The sequence below is a fragment of the Paracoccus sp. SCSIO 75233 genome, assembly GCF_027912675.1.
In the GTDB taxonomy this organism is placed as follows: Bacteria; Pseudomonadota; Alphaproteobacteria; order Rhodobacterales; family Rhodobacteraceae; genus Paracoccus.
In genome coordinates this window covers 1,004,678-1,023,348 of sequence record NZ_CP115757.1, presented here as the reverse complement: position 1 = coordinate 1,023,348, position 18,671 = coordinate 1,004,678, and the positions used below count along the sequence as shown (strand labels likewise).

Below are 18,671 nucleotides of genomic sequence, written 5' to 3'. Positions count from 1 at the left end.
CCTCCGCCGCTGCGGCAAGTGCCGCCACCGAAACCGAACCGAGCGGGGCAAGCCCGATGATCTGGGGCTTTGGTATTGCCATCCTGTTCCTGCTGGTCGGGTCGGCCTTCTTCTCCGCCTCCGAAACCGCGCTGACCGGGGCCAGCCGCGCCAAGCTGCGCAGCCGCGCCGACAAGGGCGATCAGGGCGCGGAGGCGGCACTCGACATCACGCGGGAAAGCGACCGGCTGATCGGGGCGATCCTGCTTGGCAATAACGTGCTGAACATCCTGTCGGCCTCGCTGGCGACGGCAATGTTTACGGCGCTGTTCGGATCTAGCGGGGTGGCCATCGCAACCTTTGTGATGACCGTTCTGGTGCTGATCTTCGCCGAGGTTTTGCCGAAATCCTACGCCATCGCCAATTCCGAAACCCTCGCCTCCGTCGTGGCGCGACCGATGCAGCTGATCATGAAATTGCTGTCCCCCATTGTGCTGGTGGTCCGCGCGATTGTGCGGTTGATCATGCGGCTGTTTGGACTGCAAAGCGATCCCGACGCCAATATGTTCTCCGTTCACGAGGAAATCGCCGGGGCCCTCAGCATCGGTCACGAGGCGGGCGAGGTCGAGAAGGCTGACCGGGACCGGCTGCTGGGCGCGCTCGATCTCGGCAACCGGACGGTGGATGAAATCATGAAACACCGTTCCGAGATCCAGATGATCGACGCCGACCTGCCGCCGGAAACCATCCTCGACACGGTGCTGTCAAGCTCCCACACCCGCCTGCCGGTCTACCGCAATGAGCGTGAAAACGTGGTCGGGGTGGTCCATGCCAAGGATGTGCTGCGCGCCGTGCATAAATCGGCCTATGACGGGATCGGCGATCCGGCTGATGCGGTGCGCGATTTCGACGTGATGGGCGTGGCGATGAAGCCGTATTTCGTGCCGGACACCACGGCTCTGGACGAACAGATGCGCGAATTTCTGGACCGCCGCAGCCATTTCGCGCTGGTCGTCGACGAATATGGCTCGCTGCGGGGGTTGATTACGCTGGAAGATATTATCGAGGAAATCGTCGGTGAGATCGCCGACGAACACGATACGGAGGCCGATCACGACCTGAAACCCGGCCCCTCTGGCGACTATCTGATCGACGGGGCGATGACGATCCGCGACCTGAACCGCGCGCTCGACTGGACCCTGCCGGATGACGAGGCGAACACCGTCGCCGGGCTGGTCATTCACATGGCCCAGTCGATTCCGTCGCAAGGACAGGTGTTTTCGTTCCTCGGCTATCGTTTCGAGGTGGTGACGCGGAAGGATAACCGGATCACCAAGCTGCGTATCCGTCCCCTGCCCGGCCCCGCCATCCCATCCTGAGACTGTCGCGGCGTTCCTCAGCCCGCCTTTTCAGCCAGGGTCAGCCATTCTTCCTCTGCCGCGTCCAGCGCCGCCTGACGTTCCGACAGGGCATTGACCGCCTTGGTCGCCCGGTCGGGATGGGTGCTGTAGACATTTTCATCCGACAGGAATTCGGACAGTTTCGCGATTTCCGCTTCAAGCCGTTCCATAATCGCGGGCAGTTCCTCCAGCCGGTGTTTTTCGGTGAAGTTCAGCCCGGATTTCGCGGGTTTCGGCTTGGCAGAAGCTGGTGCTGCGGGTGGCGTCGCGGCGGCGGGTCTGGGCGCGGGCTGTGACACAACCCCTGCCGTTTCCGGACGCTGCGCGCGATAATCGCTCCAGCCGCCGGGATAGATCACGGCGCGGCCATCCCCCTCCATTGCCACGGTGGTCGTCGCCACACGGTCGATGAAATCGCGGTCGTGGCTGACCAGAAGCACGGTGCCATCATATTCGCCCAGAATATCCTGCAACAAATCCAGCGTCTCGACATCCAGATCATTGGTCGGTTCGTCCAGCACCAGCAGGTTCGACGGTTTCGCCATGATCCGCGCCAGCAGCAGCCGGGCCTTCTCGCCCCCCGAAAGGCTGCGGACCGGTGCCCGCATCTGCGCCTCATCGAACAGGAAATCCTTCAGATAGCCGACAACATGGCGCGGCGCACCACGCACCATGACCTGATCGGAGCGTCCGGAGACCGCCATTGACGGGTCCAGCGTCATCGCATCCCACAGGCTCTGATCCGGGTTGAGCGCACTGCGGGTCTGGTCGAACACGGCGATTTCCAGATTGGTGCCGTGGGTGACGGTGCCGCTGTCGGGCGCGATTTCACCGGTCAGCATCTTGATCATCGTGGTCTTGCCGACCCCGTTCGGGCCGACAAACGCCACCCGGTCGCCGCGCAGGATGCGCAAATCGAAGGGGCGCAGGATGGTGCGGCCTTCATAGGCTTTCGTGATCCCTTTCGCCTCGATCACCCGCTTGCCGGATTGCGGACCGGCATCCAGCTCCATTGCAGCGGCACCCTGACGGCGGATCTGGGCGGCGCGTTCGGCCCTGAGCGCCTGCAATGCCCGCACCCGGCCCATATTACGCTTGCGACGCGCGGAAATGCCTTCCACGGCCCAACGGGCCTCCGCCTTGATCTTGCGGTCGAGCTTGTGACGCGCCTCATCCTCGGCGGTCCAGATCGCTTCGCGCCAGTCCTCGAATGCCTCGAAACCCTTATCCTGACGGCGCACCTCGCCCCGGTCGATCCACAGCGTTGCGCGGGTCAGGGCGCGCAGAAAGGCGCGGTCGTGGCTGATCAGCACAAAGGCCGCACGGGTCTGGGAAAGCTGATCCTCAAGCCAGCCAATCGCCTCGATATCAAGATGGTTCGTCGGCTCGTCGAGCAGCATCAGATCGGGCGCTTCGGCCAGAAGCCGGGCCAGCGCCGCCCGGCGCCGCTCCCCGCCCGAGGCAGTCGCCACAGGCCGGGCGGCGTCGAATTTCAGCCCTTCCGCCGCCATCTCGACCCGGTAGCTTTCTGCCGGATCCAGCGTCGCGGCGGCAAAATCGCCAAGCGTTTCGAAACCGGACAGATCCGGGTCCTGCTCCATATAGCCGACGCTAATGCCGGCGGGGGTCACGACATCGCCCGTATCCGCCTCGACCAGACCGGCCATGACCTTCATCAGCGTCGATTTCCCCGACCCGTTACGCCCGACAAGCGCCACGCGGTCGCCGGGCTGCACGGTCAGGCTCAGCCGGTCGAAAACCGGGTTGCCGCCGAAGGTGAGGGAAATATCGGTGAGCTGAAGAATAGGTGCGCGTGCCATGTCAGCGCGATTACGCGGCAGCCGTGACAAGGTCAATGCAGGACGCCGACGCGGCAAAAGAATTTAATTTATTATTTTTATCAGGTATTGACCTTTAACCTTTTTAGGCCGAAGTATTCACCCGTCATCGTAACCCCGCCGATGCAACAGATCTGCGGGATCATGGCGCCGGAACCTGCCCTCCCCTCGCAGGCTCTCGATGCCCGGCCGTCTTGTACAGCCGGGCATTTTCGGCTGTTCTGCGACCTCATATCGACGGAGGCCCGCATGGCGCGCAAGATCATCATCGACACCGACCCGGGACAGGACGACGCGGTCGCCATCCTGCTGGCGCTTGCCTCGCCCGAGCTGGAGGTGCTGGGTATCACCGCCGTTGCCGGAAATGTGCCGCTGCCGCTGACAGAGCGGAATGCGCGGCTGATCGTCGGGCTGAGCGGCAAGGATGTGCCGGTCTTCGCGGGCTGCGCCGAACCGCTGAAGCGCAAGCTGGTCACGGCGGAGCATGTGCATGGCAAGACCGGGCTGGACGGTGTCGATCTGGGCGAACCGGCGCTGCCGCTGCAGGATCAGCATGGCGTCGATTTCATTATCGAGACATTGCGCCGGGAACCCGCAGGCACTGTCACGCTGGTGCCGATCGGGCCGCTGACCAATATCGCCACGGCCTTCGCCCGCGCGCCGGATATCGTTGCGAAGGTGCAGCAGATCGTCCTGATGGGCGGGGCCTATTTCGAGGTCGGCAACGTCACCCCCGCTGCCGAGTTCAATATCTATGTCGATCCGGAAGCCGCAGCCCAGATCTTTGCCTCCGGCGCAGAGATCGTGGTGATGCCGCTGGACGTGACCCACAAGGCGCTGACATCCGCTGACTGGATCAAGGGGATGCGCGCACTCGGCACCCACGCTGGCGCGGCGGTTGCAAGCTGGACCGATTTCTTCGAGCGGTTTGACCGCGAGAAATATGGCAGCGAGGGCGCGCCGCTGCATGACCCATGCACAATCGCATGGCTCATCCGGCCCGAGCTGTTCAGTGGCAGGCAGATCAATGTGGAGGTCGAAGTCGAGGGACGCTTCACCACGGGCATGACGGTGGCCGATTGGTGGCGGGTGACGGACCGGCCCGCAAACGCCCTGTTCATCCGCGATATTGACCGGGACGGGTTCTTCGATCTGCTCAGCGAACGGATCGCCACGCTGCCCTGACGGATCATTCGCCGCTGGCGCGGTCCTGCTCAGCGGCCTCGGCGGCTGCGTCGCCATCGTGGTTGTCATCGGTCGGCTGAACCGTATCCTCAAGCTCCGGCAGGCCGGAGCCTTCGCCGACCTGTTCGTCCAGCCGCGCCACAAGCTCGTCGGTGATATCAACGGCGGCGGCGGTCAGGATGATCTGGCTGCGGTCGAGGACAATCGCCGCCCGGCGGTCCTGCATGATGGTGGCGACGACCGGCAGCGCGGCTTCGATAAACGCATTGCGGTCGGCCTGCGCGCGGGCGGACAAATCGCGCAAGACCTGCGCACGCTCGCGCCGTATGGTCTGCGCGCGGTCGTCGAAAGCCTCCGCCTTCCGGCGGAATTCGGCGGCGGACAGGGTAGCGCGTTCGGCGGTCAGCGCCTGCTCCTCCGCCGTGAGTTGCGCTTCCAGCCGGGTATTCTCCGCCTCGATCTCGCGCGCCTCGGCCTGAAGATCATCCTGCGTGTGGCGACCCCATGCGGAATTCGCATAGGCGATATCGAAATCCAGCACCACGACCGCGAACGGGGTTTCATCCGGGACATCGACCGGCACAGGGTCCGGCGCGCGGCTCAGCCCGTCCGGCAGGGCCTCGTCATCCGAAAACTGGGCCGCGATCAGATCTTCCTCCAGAGGCGGCGGCGCATCCGCTTGGGCGAGCACGACGCCGGGCAGACCGGCCCAGATCAGGGCCGGAAGCAACAGGCATGGCGCACGCCGCAGCATCAGAACTGGGTCGAGATGGTCAGATCGAATTTCTGATCTTCGTCGTAATCTTCGCTCTTGATCGTCTTGGCGTAGTTCATCCGTAGCGGACCGATCGGGGTGGTCCAGAACAGCGACACACCAACGGCGGCGCGCGGGATCATGCTGTCATCGACCTCGACCCCGTTTGCGCCGATTTTCTTGTCGAGCCCCCAAACCGAGCCGACATCGGCAAAAACACCACCTGCAAGGCCGTATTCTTCCGGCACACCCAGCGGGAATTGCGCTTCAGCACGGGCAACCCAGTAGTAGTTGCCGCCAAGCGCGTCCTTGTTCGGCGCCTCCAGATCGCGCGGGCCGATGCCGTTCGATTCGAAGCCGCGCACACGCTGACCGGCGAAACGGTCGATGATCCGGCTGCTCTGATCGTCGAGCATATAGACCGCGCCCGCCTCGAACTCGGCGCGCAGCGTGATGTTCTCGCGCCAGGCATTCGATTCCACGCCGCCGCTGATGACCGAGGTGATGGATTGCACATCCCCGCCGACCCCGGCGAAATCCTGCGAGAAGCTGAGCTTGGTCGCGGTCCGCGGGTTCAGCCCGACACGGCGGCTGTCATAGCTGTAGGTATAACCGATGGAGGAGGTGAAGAGGCTCCCTTCCTCGTCCACCAGAATGGGCGACGAGCCTTCAAGGGCGCCGGTCTCCGGATCGGTGCTGATCGGGGTGACGTCGTAAATCGTATCCTCCGACAGCCGGTAGCGGACTTCCAGCCGCCCGGTATTCGACACCGGGAATTCCAGCGAGGTCGACACACCGGCACTGCGGGTGTTGTATTTCGCGTTCAGGTTATCCGTCTCGCGATACCATCCCGAAAGGCCGAAACGCAGATCGCGCGTCAGGAAGAACGGCTCGACAAAGCGGAACGACCCTTCGCGGGAGCCGCTGGCGGTCGAGATATTCAGCGCCACTTCCTGCCCGCGACCAAGGAAGTTCCGCTCCGTCAGCCCCATCGACAGACCGACGCCGGAATTGGCCCCGTAGCTGGCCCCGAATTCCAGCGTCCCGGTCGGCTGTTCCTCGACATTCACGTCGACGATGACCTGTTGCGGGCCGGAGCCTTCGCGGGTTTCGACCTGAGCATTCGCGAAATAGCCGAGCGCGCGGATACGCTCCGCCGAGTTGCGGATTTCGCGCGGGTTCAGCGGGTCGCCTTCAACCGTGTTGAACTGGCGGCGGATCACCTCGTCCAGCGTCGTGGTGTTGCCCTCGATGTCGATACGCTCCACGAAGACCCGCTGGCCACGGGTCAGCGCGAAGGTCACATCCAGCGTCTGATTGCGCAGGTTGCGGGTCACGCGCGGCTCGATGGCGACGAAATCCAGACCTTTCTGAAGCGCAATCGTCTCCATCCGGCGGATAGTCACGTCAATGCTCTCTGGGCTGTAATACGCGCCGGTCTTGACCCGGTTCTGCCGCTGGAACTCGGCGGCATCGACGCCGGGGATTTCCGAAATCGTGTCGACCTGTCCGAAGCGGTAGCGCGGCCCCTCCTCGATGGCGTAGGTGACGAAGAGCGCATCCCGCTCCCGCGCCAGTTCGGGCGCGACACCCTGAACGGTGAAATCGGCGAAACCACGCGAGCGGTAAAACTCCGTCAGCAGACGTTCGTCCAGCGAAAGACGTTCCGGGTTATAGGTGTCGGACTGGATGAAGCTGCGCAGCAAGCCCGCCTGCTTGGTTTCCAGCACATTGCGCAAGCGCCGGTCAGAGAAGCTGCGGTTGCCGGTGAAACCGATCCGCTCAATCTCCGTCAAATCGCCTTCGCGGACTTCGAACACCAGATCGACGCGGTTGCCGTCGCGCGGAATGATCCGCGGCGTAACCCGCGCGGCCAGCCGGCCCTGCTGCGAATAGGCCTGCGCCATATTGGCCGCGTCCCGTTCTGCCTGAGCGGGGGAATAGACGCGACGCGATTGTGACTGCGCGATCTCCGCCAGTTGTTCGTCCTTGATCCGGCGGTTGCCCTCATAGCTGATCTGGTTGATCGTCGGCCACTCGCTGACCCGGATCACCAGCGTGCTGCCCTCCGGCACGACCTCGACCGTTTCGAAAAGCCCGGAGTTCTGGATGCGTTGCAAGGCGTCGTTCACCTCGCCTGCCGAGACCTCGACACCGCGGGTGACATTGGCGAAGGACAGGATCGTCTCCGGCTCGATCCGCTCGTTTCCTTCGATGCGGACCTGCGTGAAAACATAGGCGTAAGCCGGGACCGGAACGGTCAGCGCCGGTATCGCCCCTGCCAGCCCTGCGATAAGCGCGACCGCGCATGTGCTGCGTTTCAATGTCATCCTGCTGCCCCTTCGGATTTCCTGAGCGCCGTTTAGCACCGGCTTTGCCGGGAAATCTACAGGGATCGCATAGAGACTGTCAAAACACGAATGCCATTCCTAGCAACGCAGATCGTTGCTGAGACCAAAAATCATCAGCCCGAGCACAAGTGTCAGCCCGATGGAGGTCAGAACGCTCATCGCGCGCTCCGACGGTGGACGCCCGGTCAGCGCCTCCCATGCGTAGAACGCCAGATGCCCGCCATCCAGAACCGGGATCGGCAACAGGTTCAGAAATCCGATCGCGACGGAAAGAACCGCAATCCACCAGATGAAGTTGCCAAGACCGGCATCGGCGGCCTGCCCCGTGGTTTCGGCAATGGTGATCGCCCCGCTGAGATTGCAGGACCCGATCTGCCCGGTGATCAGCGCCCATAACCCGCTGAGGCTGGAGGTGATGATCTCCCAGACCTGCACCATCCCGCCCCACAGTGCTGAGATCGGGCCGACCGCCTCGCTCGCCGGATCGAAATAGCCGCCTGACGTCACGCCGATCAGCCAGCGCTTCTCGAACCCGCCTTCGGCCAGCGGAATATCCTGCTCCTTCGGGGACAGCGTCACCTCCCGCGTCTCGCCATCACGCCAGAGGGTCAGGCTCAGCGACCCGCCTTCCGCCGCCTCGACGCTTTTGCGCAGATCATCGAAGCGCGAGACCGGCGTCCCGTCGATTTCCAGCACCACATCGCCGGGAAGAATTCCCGCCGAAGCAGCCGCCCCGCCGGGCGCGACGCCGCCAATGCGCGCGGGCAAGGGGTCCGGCCCGGCAACGGTGATTTCGTCGCCGTCGCGGCGAACACGCCAGTCATGAGTGGCCTGCGATGGCAGTTCAGCACTTGCGGCGAAGAAATCGGTCCAGTCTGTCACCGGCTGTCCGCCAACCGCCAATATCTCGTCACCCGGCTGCAGGCCGATCTCGACACCGGGCGGCACGGCAGCGATATCCCCCACAGTCGGGGTTTCGACCGGAACGCCGCGCAGCAGCAGGAAGCCAGCGAAAATCAGCGTGGACAGGATGAAGTTGAACACCGGCCCCGCCGACACCGTGGCGACACGCGCCCAGAGCGGCGCGCCGTCAAGCGTCTGGCGGCGCAGCGACGGATCAACCGCCTGCCCGGCCCCGGCACTTGCCGCATTGGCGTCGCCGAGGAATTTCATATAGCCGCCAAGCGGCAGCGCCGCGACCTGCCACAGCGTCCCGCGCCGGTCCTTGCGTGACACAAGCTTGGGGCCGAAGCCCAGCGAAAACACCTCCGCCCGGATGCCGGACCAGCGACCGACGATGTAATGGCCGTATTCATGTACCGTCACGATGACCGACAGCGCGATCAGAAAGGCGATCAGCGTCCAGATGCCGCCGCCGAGACCCGCGATGAAATCCATGCCTAGCGTCCCCCGTGCCGTGCCGCCCAGCCCGCAGCCGCCTGCCGCGCGCTTTGATCCCAATCCAGCACCGTCGCCAGATCAGTTGGGGATGTGGCGAAGCCGGGTTGCCCCGTCAAGTCGTCGAGCGCAGATTCGACCGCCCGCGCCATATCGGTAAAGCGGATGCGTCCGGCCAGAAAATCGTCCAGCGCCTGTTCCTTCGCGCCGTTCAGCACCGCCCCCGCAGCACCGCCCGCCGCCATGACCTCACGCGCCAGACGCAGCGCTGGCCAGCGGGTTTCGTCGGGCGCGCGGAAGCTCAGTTGCCCCATAGCCGCAAGATCCAGCTTCGGCACCGGCAGTTCGGCCCGCTCCGGCCAGTGCAGCGCATAACCGATGGCGTGGCGCATATCCGGCGCACCCAGATGCGCGATAGAGCCACCGTCGCGATGTGTCACCATTGCGTGAATGATCGACTCCGGGTGGATCAGAACCTTGATACGATCAGGATTAATTCCGAAAAATTCTTTTGTTTCAATAATTTCAAGCGATTTATTGAACATGGACGCACTGTCGATCGTGATCCGCTGTCCCATGGCCCAGTTCGGATGGGTCGAGGCCTGTTCGACCGTCGCGGTTTCCAGCCGCTCCAACGGCCAGTCCCGGAACGCGCCGCCCGAGGCCGTGATCGTTATGGCCTCAACGTTTTCGATATTTTCGCCGTTAAGACATTGAAAAATAGCAGAATGCTCAGAATCCACCGGCAGGATGCGCGCGCCCGTGCGGGCCGCCGTGCCCATGACCAGCCGCCCTGCCGCGACCAGAGTTTCCTTGTTCGCCAGCGCCAGCGTGCCGCCGCGTTCCAGCACCCGCAGTCCCGGCGGCAACCCGGCAGCGCCGACGATCCCCGACAGGGTCCAGTCCGCATCCCTGTCAGCCGCTGCGACAATCGCATCCGGCCCGGCAGTGCATTCGATGCCCGACCCCGCCAGTGCCTCCCTGAGATCGCGTTCAAGTTCGGGAAAGGCCGTCACCGCGATTTCGGCCCGCAAGGCAAGCGCCATCTCGGCCAGCCGGGCGATATTGCGACCGCCGGTCAGGGCGCGGACCTGCCAGCTTTCAGCCCCGCCCGACTGCATCAGCAGATCGAACGCGCTTTCCCCGATGGAACCGGTCGCGCCGAATATCGAAACCGAGCGCATCAGAGCCCGACCCCCGGCAAACCCATCATCCAGCTCAGCACCATGACCGCCAGCACCGCGCCCGACACCGCGTCAAACCGGTCCATGAACCCGCCGTGACCCGGTATCAGGTTGGAACTGTCCTTGACCCCGGCCCGCCGCTTCAGCCAGCTTTCGGCAATATCACCAAGTTGCCCGGCAAAGGCGACGACGGGCGAAAGGAAGATCACCGCCGGGTCCGCCCAACCGCCGAGCCACAGCAGCGCGCCGAACAGCGCCGCACCGATCCATCCGGCAATCGTCCCGGACCAGGTCTTTTTCGGGCTGAGCTGCGGCCAGAATTTCGGCCCGCCGATCATCCGGCCGGCGAAATAACCCAGCACATCGGACGTGATCACAACGCCCATAAGCCACAGGATGAATGGCAGCCCATATTCTTCGCGAAGGTGGACCAGCTCATATCCCACGGCCATGATCGCCGCGCCGAATATGGCGTAGGTCAAACGATCCTTGGGCACAGCACCCGGCAGCCCGGCGGCAATCGGGATCAGCAGAACCAGCGGCGCGATCTGCGGCAGGCCAAGCGCGGCAAACAGCGACAGCGCGGCGACAATCGCCAGCACCAACGGTCGGGACCGGCCCAGCGGTGTATGCATCCGCGCCGGGCCAAGCCAGCCGGTCATCCGCGCCAGCTCCCAGAAGGTCAGCCCCATGAAAATGGCGACCCCGGCCCACAGCACGATGCCGGTCGACAGGGCCAGCGCGATGCCAATACCGATCAGGACGGCGGCAGACACCACGCGGCGCGTCAGGTCGGACCACTTCCCCTGATCCGCCATCCCGCTTCAGACACCACCGAAGCGGCGGTCGCGCATTCCGAAACGGTCCAGCACCTCGGCCAGATGATCCGGCGAGAAATCGGGCCAGAGCGTCGGCGAAAATTCATATTCCGCATAGGCCGACTGGAACGGCAGGAAATTCGAGGTCCGCGTTTCGCCCGAAGTCCGGATCACCAGATCGGGATCGGGATGTCCTGCCGTATCGAGGCAATCGGCAAAATCGGCCTCGGTCGGGTTCTCGACCTGACCGGCGGCAATCTTTGCGGCCAGCCGCGTCGCCGCGCGGGTGATTTCGTCGCGGCCACCATAGTTGATTGCAACGGTCAGGTTCAGCCGCGTATTGCCCGCCGTTCGCGCCTCGATCCCGGTCATGAGCGCACGAAGCTTCGGATCGAGCTGCTCGCGCCCGCCGATGAAACGCATCCGCACGCCTTCCGCGGAAAGCCCGTCCGCCTCCCGCTCGATATAGCGGCGGAAGATCTTCATCAGGCCCAGCACTTCCTCGGTCGAGCGCTTCCAGTTTTCGGTCGAGAAAGCGTAGACCGTCAGCCAGTTCACGCCCATTTCGGGCGCGGCCTTGACGATCTGTTTCACCCGTTCGGCACCACGGCGATGACCGACGAGCCGGGGCCAGCCGCGCTCCGTCGCCCAGCGGCCATTTCCGTCCATGATAATCGCGACATGGCGAGGGGGCGTCGAGCTGCCCTGCTGGGATGCCGCTTTCAGCGCCATAGTGTCATACCTGCATGATTTCGGCCTGCTTGGCCTCTAGCGCCTCATCGACCCTGCCGATCATGCGATTGGTCAGTTCCTGAATTTCATCCTCCCAGAGTTTTTGATCGTCCTCCGACATGCCCGCGCCCTTGGCCTTCTTGACCTGATCCATGCCGTCGCGGCGGACATTGCGGATCGCCACGCGGGCATTTTCGGCGTATTGGGCCGCAACCTTGGTCAGTTCACGCCGCCGTTCCTCGTTCAACTCCGGGATCGGCAGCATGATGATCGTCCCGTTGAGCTGCGGGTTGATCCCCAGCCCCGATTCGCGGATCGCCTTTTCGGCCTTGCCGACCAGCGCCTTGTCCCAGACATTGATCGTCACCATGCGCGGCTCCGGCACGTTGACCGTCCCGATCTGGTTGATCGGCGTCGGGGAGCCATAGGCGTCGACCATCACCGGCTCGACCATGCTGGCAGAGGCGCGCCCGGTACGCAGGCTGCCAAACTCATGGCGCAGCGCCTCCATCGCGCCATTCATACGGCGTTCCAGGTCGTCAGTGTCGATTTCGAAGTCCTCGGCCATTCCTGCCCTCGTTTCATATTTATCCGCTCGTTCTAGCGCGATGCCGTGTTTATGGCAAAGCCATATCGACAACCCGCAGAACACGGCTCGTTGACCGCGTCAGCTGCGGCAGCCGTGCAAGACAGCTTCGCTGCCCGGCCGCAGCGAAGAACCAGACCAATGCCCCTCGGAAACAAATCCCTGCAACTGTTTCATTATCTTACATTTTACCTCGGATCACCAGATCAATAGACTTAAGTTTTTATTAAACTTGTTCCTTTCCGGTGTCTTGATTGTCCGGGCGAGACCGTTCATGACGCCGACATGCCCGAGATTTCTCCGCCCTCTGCCCCGCCTGAAACTGCGCATACGCCGCTCGATGATGCGCAGGGTATTGCTTATGGCAGCTTCATGGCGGCGCTGAGCATCGTCGTGCTGACACATCTCGGCTTCGTGACCGGGCAGACTGCGGGGGCCGCGCTGCTGATCTCCTACGCGACGGGCTGGGGGTTCGCGCCGGTATTCTTCATCATCAATATCCCGTTCTACTGGTTCGGATATAAGCGTTTCGGCAAGTTCTTTGTCGCGAAAAGCCTGTTTGCCGTCACCCTGACCTCGACGCTCGCCTCGGTCCTGCCGAAATATATTGCATTTTCAGAACTTTCCCCACTGCTCGGCGCATTGATGATCGGGGCCTTCACCGGCTCGGGGCTGATGGCGCTGTTCCGCCACGGGGCCAGCCTTGGCGGGGTGGGTATTGTGGGGTTGTATATTCAGGATGCCACGGGCTTCCGCGCGGGCTGGGTGCAGCTTATCTTTGACGCGGTCATCTTCACCGTCGCCCTGTTCATGCTCGACATCGGGGCCGTGTTCTGGTCATTCCTCGGCGCCGCGGTCGCCAATCTGGTCATCGCGATCAATCATCGCCGCGACAGGTACATCGTTTGATAACTCTCGGAACCACGCGAATCCCGGCACGTTAAACGATGTAGTCTATGTGAACGGGGAAGTCATGCATTCGCTGATCTATATCGTCGGCCTTGTCGTCGTGGTGCTGTTCGTCCTGTCGCTGATCTGAACCACCAAAGGAGAACATCATGAATTCCATCATCTATATCATAGGCCTCGTCGTCGTCGTGTTGTTCATTCTGTCCATGCTGGGACTGCGCTGAGGCAGCAGCCTTGGGCGAGATCTGACCGCAGGCCAGCCATGCCAGCCGATATTTCGCCGAAAACGGTCGCCTGATCCGGGACATTGCGTCTGGCCTTTGATCCCCCCGTGCGTTAGGGGGGCGCAACATTTCTGACACGGGCCGCCTCATGGATATCCGCAATATCGCCATCATTGCTCACGTCGACCACGGCAAGACCACGCTGGTCGACCAGCTTCTGAAGCAATCCGGCAGTTTCCGCGAAAATCAGGCCGTTGCCGAACGGGCGATGGACAATAACGACATCGAACGCGAACGCGGCATCACCATTCTCGCCAAGGCGACTTCGGTCGAGTGGAAGGGAACGCGGATCAATATCGTCGACACGCCCGGCCACGCCGATTTCGGCGGCGAGGTGGAACGGATCCTGTCGATGGTCGACGGCGTCTGCCTGCTGGTCGACGCGGCTGAAGGCCCGATGCCGCAGACGAAATTCGTCACATCGAAGGCGCTGGCGCTTGGGCTTCGTCCGATCGTCGTGCTGAACAAGATCGACAAGCCCGCCGCCGAGCCGGAACACGCGCTGAACGAGGTGTTCGACCTGTTCGCGAATCTCGGCGCGTCGGATGAGCAGCTCGATTTCCCGCATCTCTACGCCTCCGGCATTGGCGGCTGGGCCGTCGCAGAGCTGGATGACGAGCGCAAGGATATGTCGGCCCTGTTCGATCTGATCCTGAAACATGTCGATCCGCCAAAGCAGATCGCACGCGCCGATGAGCCGTTCCAGATGCTTGCCACGACGCTGGGCGCGGACCCGTTTCTGGGCCGCATCCTGACCGGCCGGGTCGAGGCAGGCCGGGCCAAGTCGGGTGACACGGTCAAGGTGCTGAACCGCGAAAGCGAGCGGGTCGAACAGTTCCGCATCTCCAAGGTCCTGGCCTTCCGCGGCCTGACCCAGCAGCCCATCGACATGGCCGAGGCCGGCGATATCGTCAGCCTCGCCGGGATGGCCAAAGGGACGGTTGCCGACACGATCTGCGCGCCCGAGGTCGAAGCCGCGATCCCCGCCCAGCCAATTGACCCGCCGACGATCTCCGTCACCTTCGGCATCAACGATTCCCCGCTTGCCGGTCAGGACGGCAAGAAGGTGCAATCCCGCGTGATCCGCGAGCGCCTGATGAAGGAAGCGGAATCCAACGTCGCCATCAAAGTCGAGGATACACCCGGCGGCGAGGCCTTTGTCGTCTCGGGCCGTGGCGAACTGCAGATGGGCGTCCTGATCGAGAACATGCGTCGCGAGGGCTTCGAGCTGTCAATCTCCCGCCCCCGCGTCATCTTCCGCGAGGAGGACGGCCAGCGCATGGAGCCGGTCGAGGAAGCCATCATCGATGTCGATGACGATTATACCGGCGCCGTGATCGAGAAACTGACCGGCGACCGCAAGGGCGAGCTGATCGATATGCGCCCGGCGGGCCACGGCAAGACCCGGATCATCGCCCATGTCCCCTCTCGCGGGTTGATCGGCTATCACGGCGAATTCATGACCGACACGCGCGGCAACGGCGTTCTGAACCGAATCTTCCACGGCTGGACCCCCTATAAGGGCGCGATCCAGGGCCGCCGCCAGGGCGTTCTGATCTCGATGGAGAATGGCGTTTCCGTGGCATATGCGCTGTGGAACCTTGAAGAGCGCGGCAAGCTGTTCATCGGCGCGCAGGAACAGGTTTACACCGGCATGGTCATCGGCGAGCACAGCCGCGACAACGATCTGGAAGTGAACCCGCTGAAGGGCAAGAAACTGACCAACGTCCGCGCCTCGGGCACCGACGAGGCGGTGCGCCTGACCCCGCCCGTGCGCATGTCGCTGGAAGAGGCGATCGCCTATATCGACGATGACGAACTGGTCGAAGTCACGCCGAAGAATATTCGCCTGCGCAAGCGCTACCTCGACCCGCATGAGCGCAAACGGCAGGCGCGGGCTGAATAACTCCGACAGAGCCGGGGGCCAGCCCCCGGACCCCCGGGATATTTGCACCAGGATGAAAACCAGCCGCAGGTTGTTGCGGCTGCGATTGGCGGTATTGCAGGGCGTGAGTTGGCGGATCGCGCAACCGTGAGCCTCCGGCGGCAAACGAGCGGTTTGCGGTCCGAAAAGGCAGGGCTGAGGGGGCGTCAGAGCGCGCTTTAAGCCTGTTCGGACCACTCCGGAAACCGCTGCTGTGACCGCGAAATCCTGCATCAATATGCCACCCGCTGCGGGAAATTCCAGAAAACGCCGGGCCGGTGAAAAAATTGTGACAAACCCTCTGGACGCCCCCGAATCCCATTGCTATATGCCCCGTCATGTTCCGGCGTAGCTCAGCGGTAGAGCAGTTGACTGTTAATCAATTGGTCGTAGGTTCGATCCCTACCGCCGGAGCCAAACATCTTGCCCCTGTAACCATCGCAATGGGCAAGATGTTGGTTATATCCTCATAAAATCAAAACACTACCTGATACTTCCGGTTGAGTTGTCTACCGACAACGACCGACAACATCGCTGACCAGCCGGTCAAAATTCGGTCAAAGCGATGGAGACGGCCATGCCGCACCAGAAGATCACCCAGGCCCTCGTTGACGGCCTGCCCTTTCAGGATTCCGGGACGCACTGGATCCATGACACCGACCTTGCAGGGTTCAACCTGTCAGTCGGGCGACGCACCAAGACATACTATGCCGCTGGCGAAGCGGGCGGGCGCTTCATCCGCGTGAAGATCGGCCGCGCTGACGTGACTAAGGCGAACGAAGCCTGCGCAGTTGCGCGCGACATTCTGCTGCCGGAAATCCGTCGCGGTGTCGATCCTCGCGCGAAGCAACTCGGAGACGACGACCGCACCTATGCCCGCATCATGGCAGGCATCCGCGAGGCACGTCCCGAAGACCTTTCCGACCAAGCCGCGCGCCGGATCATCAAGGGCAAGGCGAAGCGCCGCGCCGACGAACTGACGGTTGGTCAGGTCTGGAAGATGTATGAGGAGCACAAGCGCGCGTCGATCCTGGAAGAGAAAGGCCCGGAGAAGGCGCGTCGCGCGGAGCAGCACATTGTCCAGCAATGCCGCTACCTTGGCGGTGCAGACTCCTACGGCAAGGACGGCCCCTACGCAGCCACCCGCGAATGGCCGGGCGGCTGGTGGAGTCGCCCGATCACCAGCATCACACCGGAGCTGTGTTCGCAGACATGGCGCAACCTGACCCGCACGCGCGGGCGGCGCACAGCGCAGATGTTCTTCATGGCCGTCCAGGTGCTGTTCAACTACGCGGTTGCCAAGAAGGAGGTGCCCGTCACGGCGCACCCGATGGTGATCGACGCCGCAGGCGACGGGATCGGATTGCCGAAGGGATGGCAAAGCCTGCGTGCCCAGAACGCGGTCGAGCGCATTTCCGACATTCGGGCATGGTGGCGGCAGGTGGACAAGCTAACTGTGATCCCGAAGTCGGCGCTCAAGGTCGCGCTATTGACCGGGATGCGTCCGAGCGAGGTGCTCGCGATGCGCTGGGACCAAGTAGACCTCGACGCGGGCAAGGTTTGGTTCGGGATGACCAAGACCACCGACTACCGCGAGGTTGCCTTGTCGTCCTGGTCCGTGGCGCAGTTGAAGCGCCTGGAGTCGATGACCGGACGGCAGGAGTTTGTCTTCACCGGCCCGACTGGCGGGCGTCTGACGACGCTGCCGACCATCACGCGCGGCGAGGATCGCTGGACCCCGAAGCAGTGTCGCAAGGAGTGGCAAACCGTCGCCGTCGAATTGGGCGTGAGCGACACGCAGCGCCTGTCTCAGGTCGGCAAAGGCCTTGGCGGGACGGATGGTCACTACGTCGTCACCCCCGACCTGCGCTCGACGGTTCAGCAGGTCGCGGACGAGATCATGCGGCGAGTTGAGGGTGCCGCAACCTGAGCTTTGCCGTCACGGCGTCGGACGAGTAGCTGACCGGGTTGCCGTCCGCGTCGAGATAGAGAAGGTCCACGTTCAGCATCGACGCCGCCTGCCGCAGAGAATCCAGGTTGTAACGGGTGTGGTGCTCAAGGACGAAACCGTGTTCCGAGCACGCGGCGGCAACCGCCCTGCCCATCGAGTTCGACTTGCTCGGCAGTAACGTCCCGAGGAAGGTGCAATAGGTGCCGGGTTCCCAGGGATCGTCGATGCGCAGCAGGTGCCCGAGCGGTATTCCTTCCCTCTCGACGTATTCCGCCTTCGCAACCTTGCGCCGCTGCTGCGGGCGTAGGCCTGCCTCGGTTTCAGCCGCCTTCAAGCGTTGCTCGAAGATGCGCCGTTCCTCTTCCAGTTCTTCCCGCGCCTGCCTGTCCATCGCTTCCTGTATCACTGCTTCCCGTTCTCGACGTTCGCGGGCGCGTTCCGCCTGAACGCGCGCTGCTGCCTTTGCCGCTTCTTCCTGCTGCCGCACAACGGCCAGGTGCTTCCGCCCATGCTCTGCATCCAGCGTGGGGATGCCGCGCCGCGTCAAGCTGGACACGTCGCGATTGCCATTCAGGATGTCCCAGATACGGGCGCGCATCAGGTCGGGGTCGAGATCGACGAGCCAGCACAGGTGCGCCCGACTTTCTGCCCAAGCCCCCGTGTCAGCGGTCAGAAAGGCGAAGGCGTCCGCACGATCCATTTCCGGGACATTGGCCGAGAACAGGTCTGTCACCGCCTTGAGGATCACAGCGCTTACCAAGGCGGCGTGGGAGCCTGGAACGAACTGCTCGTCGTCCCAGGCCTCGTCTTCGATAGTGGCAAGCGCGTTCATGTCGCCGAGTGGGCCTTGAGCGCGTGGATCACGGGTTCCGGCGCATCATCCCAGGAGCGCAGTGGCACGACGCGTTTCAGGGCCTGCCTCGCGCTGGTCGTCAGGCGTTGGTAGTCGCGCGGACTGACCTTGCCCGAGATGATGTAAAGCGCATCGTCGGTTTCGAGATGGTTCGCGCCGGTCAGCGCCACGGGCGGTTCGTTCGCGTCGCCCTCGGGGTCTGCGAACGTGACGGTGGTGCCCAGCACCTCGGCGCAGCGTTTCGCCTCTCGGTATGCGGCGGGATCGCGCCGCTTGTCCAAGCCGACAACCGCGTCCTCGGGTTTGACGTGTTTCAAGTCCACGCCGAGTTCATCCGCCTTGCGGACGGCTTCTTGGAATGCGCGCGAGTTGGCTTGGGCCTCTTTCGCGTCGATGTAGATGGGTTCTGCCATTGGGGTTCCTTCGTGCAGGTGGCGGGCGCGCTACCATGCCCAGGATCACGCGCCCGCCGTTGGTCGGGTCGTCGCGACGTTGGACCCTTCTCCGGGAGCGGTTGAAGATGGA

At 63.3% G+C, this 18,671-nt stretch carries 15 protein-coding genes and 1 tRNA gene; 6 read left to right on the top strand and 10 right to left on the bottom strand.

Going from position 1 to position 18,671, the window contains the following annotated elements; translation table 11 throughout:
• Positions 1–56: 56 nt before the first annotated feature.
• Positions 57–1,358, top strand: a complete 1,302-nt coding sequence (locus PAF12_RS04945) for an HlyC/CorC family transporter (protein ID WP_271109651.1) — start codon at positions 57–59, stop codon at positions 1,356–1,358.
• 17 nt (positions 1,359–1,375) lie between these two features.
• On the opposite strand, the gene PAF12_RS04940 is transcribed toward PAF12_RS04945, so the two are convergent.
• The gene (locus PAF12_RS04940) at positions 1,376–3,199 is read right to left on the bottom strand and encodes an ABC-F family ATP-binding cassette domain-containing protein (RefSeq protein WP_271108884.1); all 1,824 of its coding nucleotides are present in this window, start codon (positions 3,197–3,199) and stop codon (positions 1,376–1,378) included.
• A 267-nt stretch (positions 3,200–3,466) separates the two neighbouring features.
• Between PAF12_RS04940 and PAF12_RS04935 the strand changes: the two genes are divergently transcribed.
• Complete coding sequence (locus PAF12_RS04935; protein WP_271108883.1) at positions 3,467–4,402, top strand: nucleoside hydrolase; 936 nt, start codon at positions 3,467–3,469, stop codon at positions 4,400–4,402.
• Between the two features lie 4 nt (positions 4,403–4,406).
• On the opposite strand, the gene PAF12_RS04930 is transcribed toward PAF12_RS04935, so the two are convergent.
• The 7 genes from PAF12_RS04930 to frr form a co-directional block, all read right to left on the bottom strand.
• Positions 4,407–5,156, bottom strand: coding sequence for an OmpH family outer membrane protein (locus tag PAF12_RS04930; protein WP_271108882.1), 750 nt, complete (start codon positions 5,154–5,156; stop codon positions 4,407–4,409).
• Positions 5,156–7,486, bottom strand: coding sequence for an outer membrane protein assembly factor BamA (gene bamA, locus PAF12_RS04925; protein WP_271108881.1), 2,331 nt, complete (start codon positions 7,484–7,486; stop codon positions 5,156–5,158). The genes PAF12_RS04930 and bamA overlap by 1 nt, the downstream gene beginning before the upstream one ends.
• A 99-nt stretch (positions 7,487–7,585) precedes the next feature.
• Complete coding sequence (rseP, locus tag PAF12_RS04920; protein WP_271109650.1) at positions 7,586–8,905, bottom strand: RIP metalloprotease RseP; 1,320 nt, start codon at positions 8,903–8,905, stop codon at positions 7,586–7,588.
• 2 nt (positions 8,906–8,907) lie between these two features.
• A complete protein-coding gene (gene dxr / locus PAF12_RS04915; protein WP_271108880.1) occupies positions 8,908–10,089 on the bottom strand; it encodes a 1-deoxy-D-xylulose-5-phosphate reductoisomerase in 1,182 nt (393 codons plus the stop codon).
• On the bottom strand, positions 10,089–10,907 hold the full coding sequence (locus tag PAF12_RS04910) for a phosphatidate cytidylyltransferase (protein WP_271108879.1): 819 nt from the start codon (positions 10,905–10,907) through the stop codon (positions 10,089–10,091). The genes dxr and PAF12_RS04910 overlap by 1 nt, the downstream gene beginning before the upstream one ends.
• A 6-nt stretch (positions 10,908–10,913) precedes the next feature.
• Positions 10,914–11,639, bottom strand: a complete 726-nt coding sequence (uppS, locus tag PAF12_RS04905) for a polyprenyl diphosphate synthase (protein ID WP_271108878.1) — start codon at positions 11,637–11,639, stop codon at positions 10,914–10,916.
• A gap of 4 nt (positions 11,640–11,643) precedes the next feature.
• On the bottom strand, positions 11,644–12,207 hold the full coding sequence (gene frr, locus PAF12_RS04900) for a ribosome recycling factor (RefSeq protein WP_271108877.1): 564 nt from the start codon (positions 12,205–12,207) through the stop codon (positions 11,644–11,646).
• Between the two features lie 303 nt (positions 12,208–12,510).
• On the opposite strand from frr, the gene PAF12_RS04895 reads away from it, so the two are divergent.
• The 4 genes from PAF12_RS04895 (at position 12,511) to PAF12_RS04880 (ending at position 17,272) form a co-directional block, all read left to right on the top strand.
• A complete protein-coding gene (locus PAF12_RS04895; protein WP_271108876.1) occupies positions 12,511–13,134 on the top strand; it encodes a YitT family protein in 624 nt (207 codons plus the stop codon).
• Between the two features lie 372 nt (positions 13,135–13,506).
• Positions 13,507–15,324: a translational GTPase TypA gene (typA, locus tag PAF12_RS04890; RefSeq protein WP_271108875.1), complete on the top strand. Its 1,818-nt coding sequence runs from the start codon at positions 13,507–13,509 to the stop codon at positions 15,322–15,324.
• Between the two features lie 360 nt (positions 15,325–15,684).
• Positions 15,685–15,759 (top strand) — tRNA-Asn (locus PAF12_RS04885).
• Between the two features lie 160 nt (positions 15,760–15,919).
• Positions 15,920–17,272: a tyrosine-type recombinase/integrase gene (locus tag PAF12_RS04880; RefSeq protein WP_271108874.1), complete on the top strand. Its 1,353-nt coding sequence runs from the start codon at positions 15,920–15,922 to the stop codon at positions 17,270–17,272.
• On the opposite strand, the gene PAF12_RS04875 is transcribed toward PAF12_RS04880, so the two are convergent.
• Entirely contained in the window at positions 17,241–18,125 is an 885-nt protein-coding gene (locus PAF12_RS04875) for a hypothetical protein (protein WP_271108873.1), read from the bottom strand. The genes PAF12_RS04880 and PAF12_RS04875 overlap by 32 nt on opposite strands.
• The gene (locus PAF12_RS04870) at positions 18,122–18,559 is read right to left on the bottom strand and encodes a hypothetical protein (protein WP_271108872.1); all 438 of its coding nucleotides are present in this window, start codon (positions 18,557–18,559) and stop codon (positions 18,122–18,124) included. The genes PAF12_RS04875 and PAF12_RS04870 overlap by 4 nt, the downstream gene beginning before the upstream one ends.
• Between the last annotated feature and the right edge of the window lie 112 nt (positions 18,560–18,671).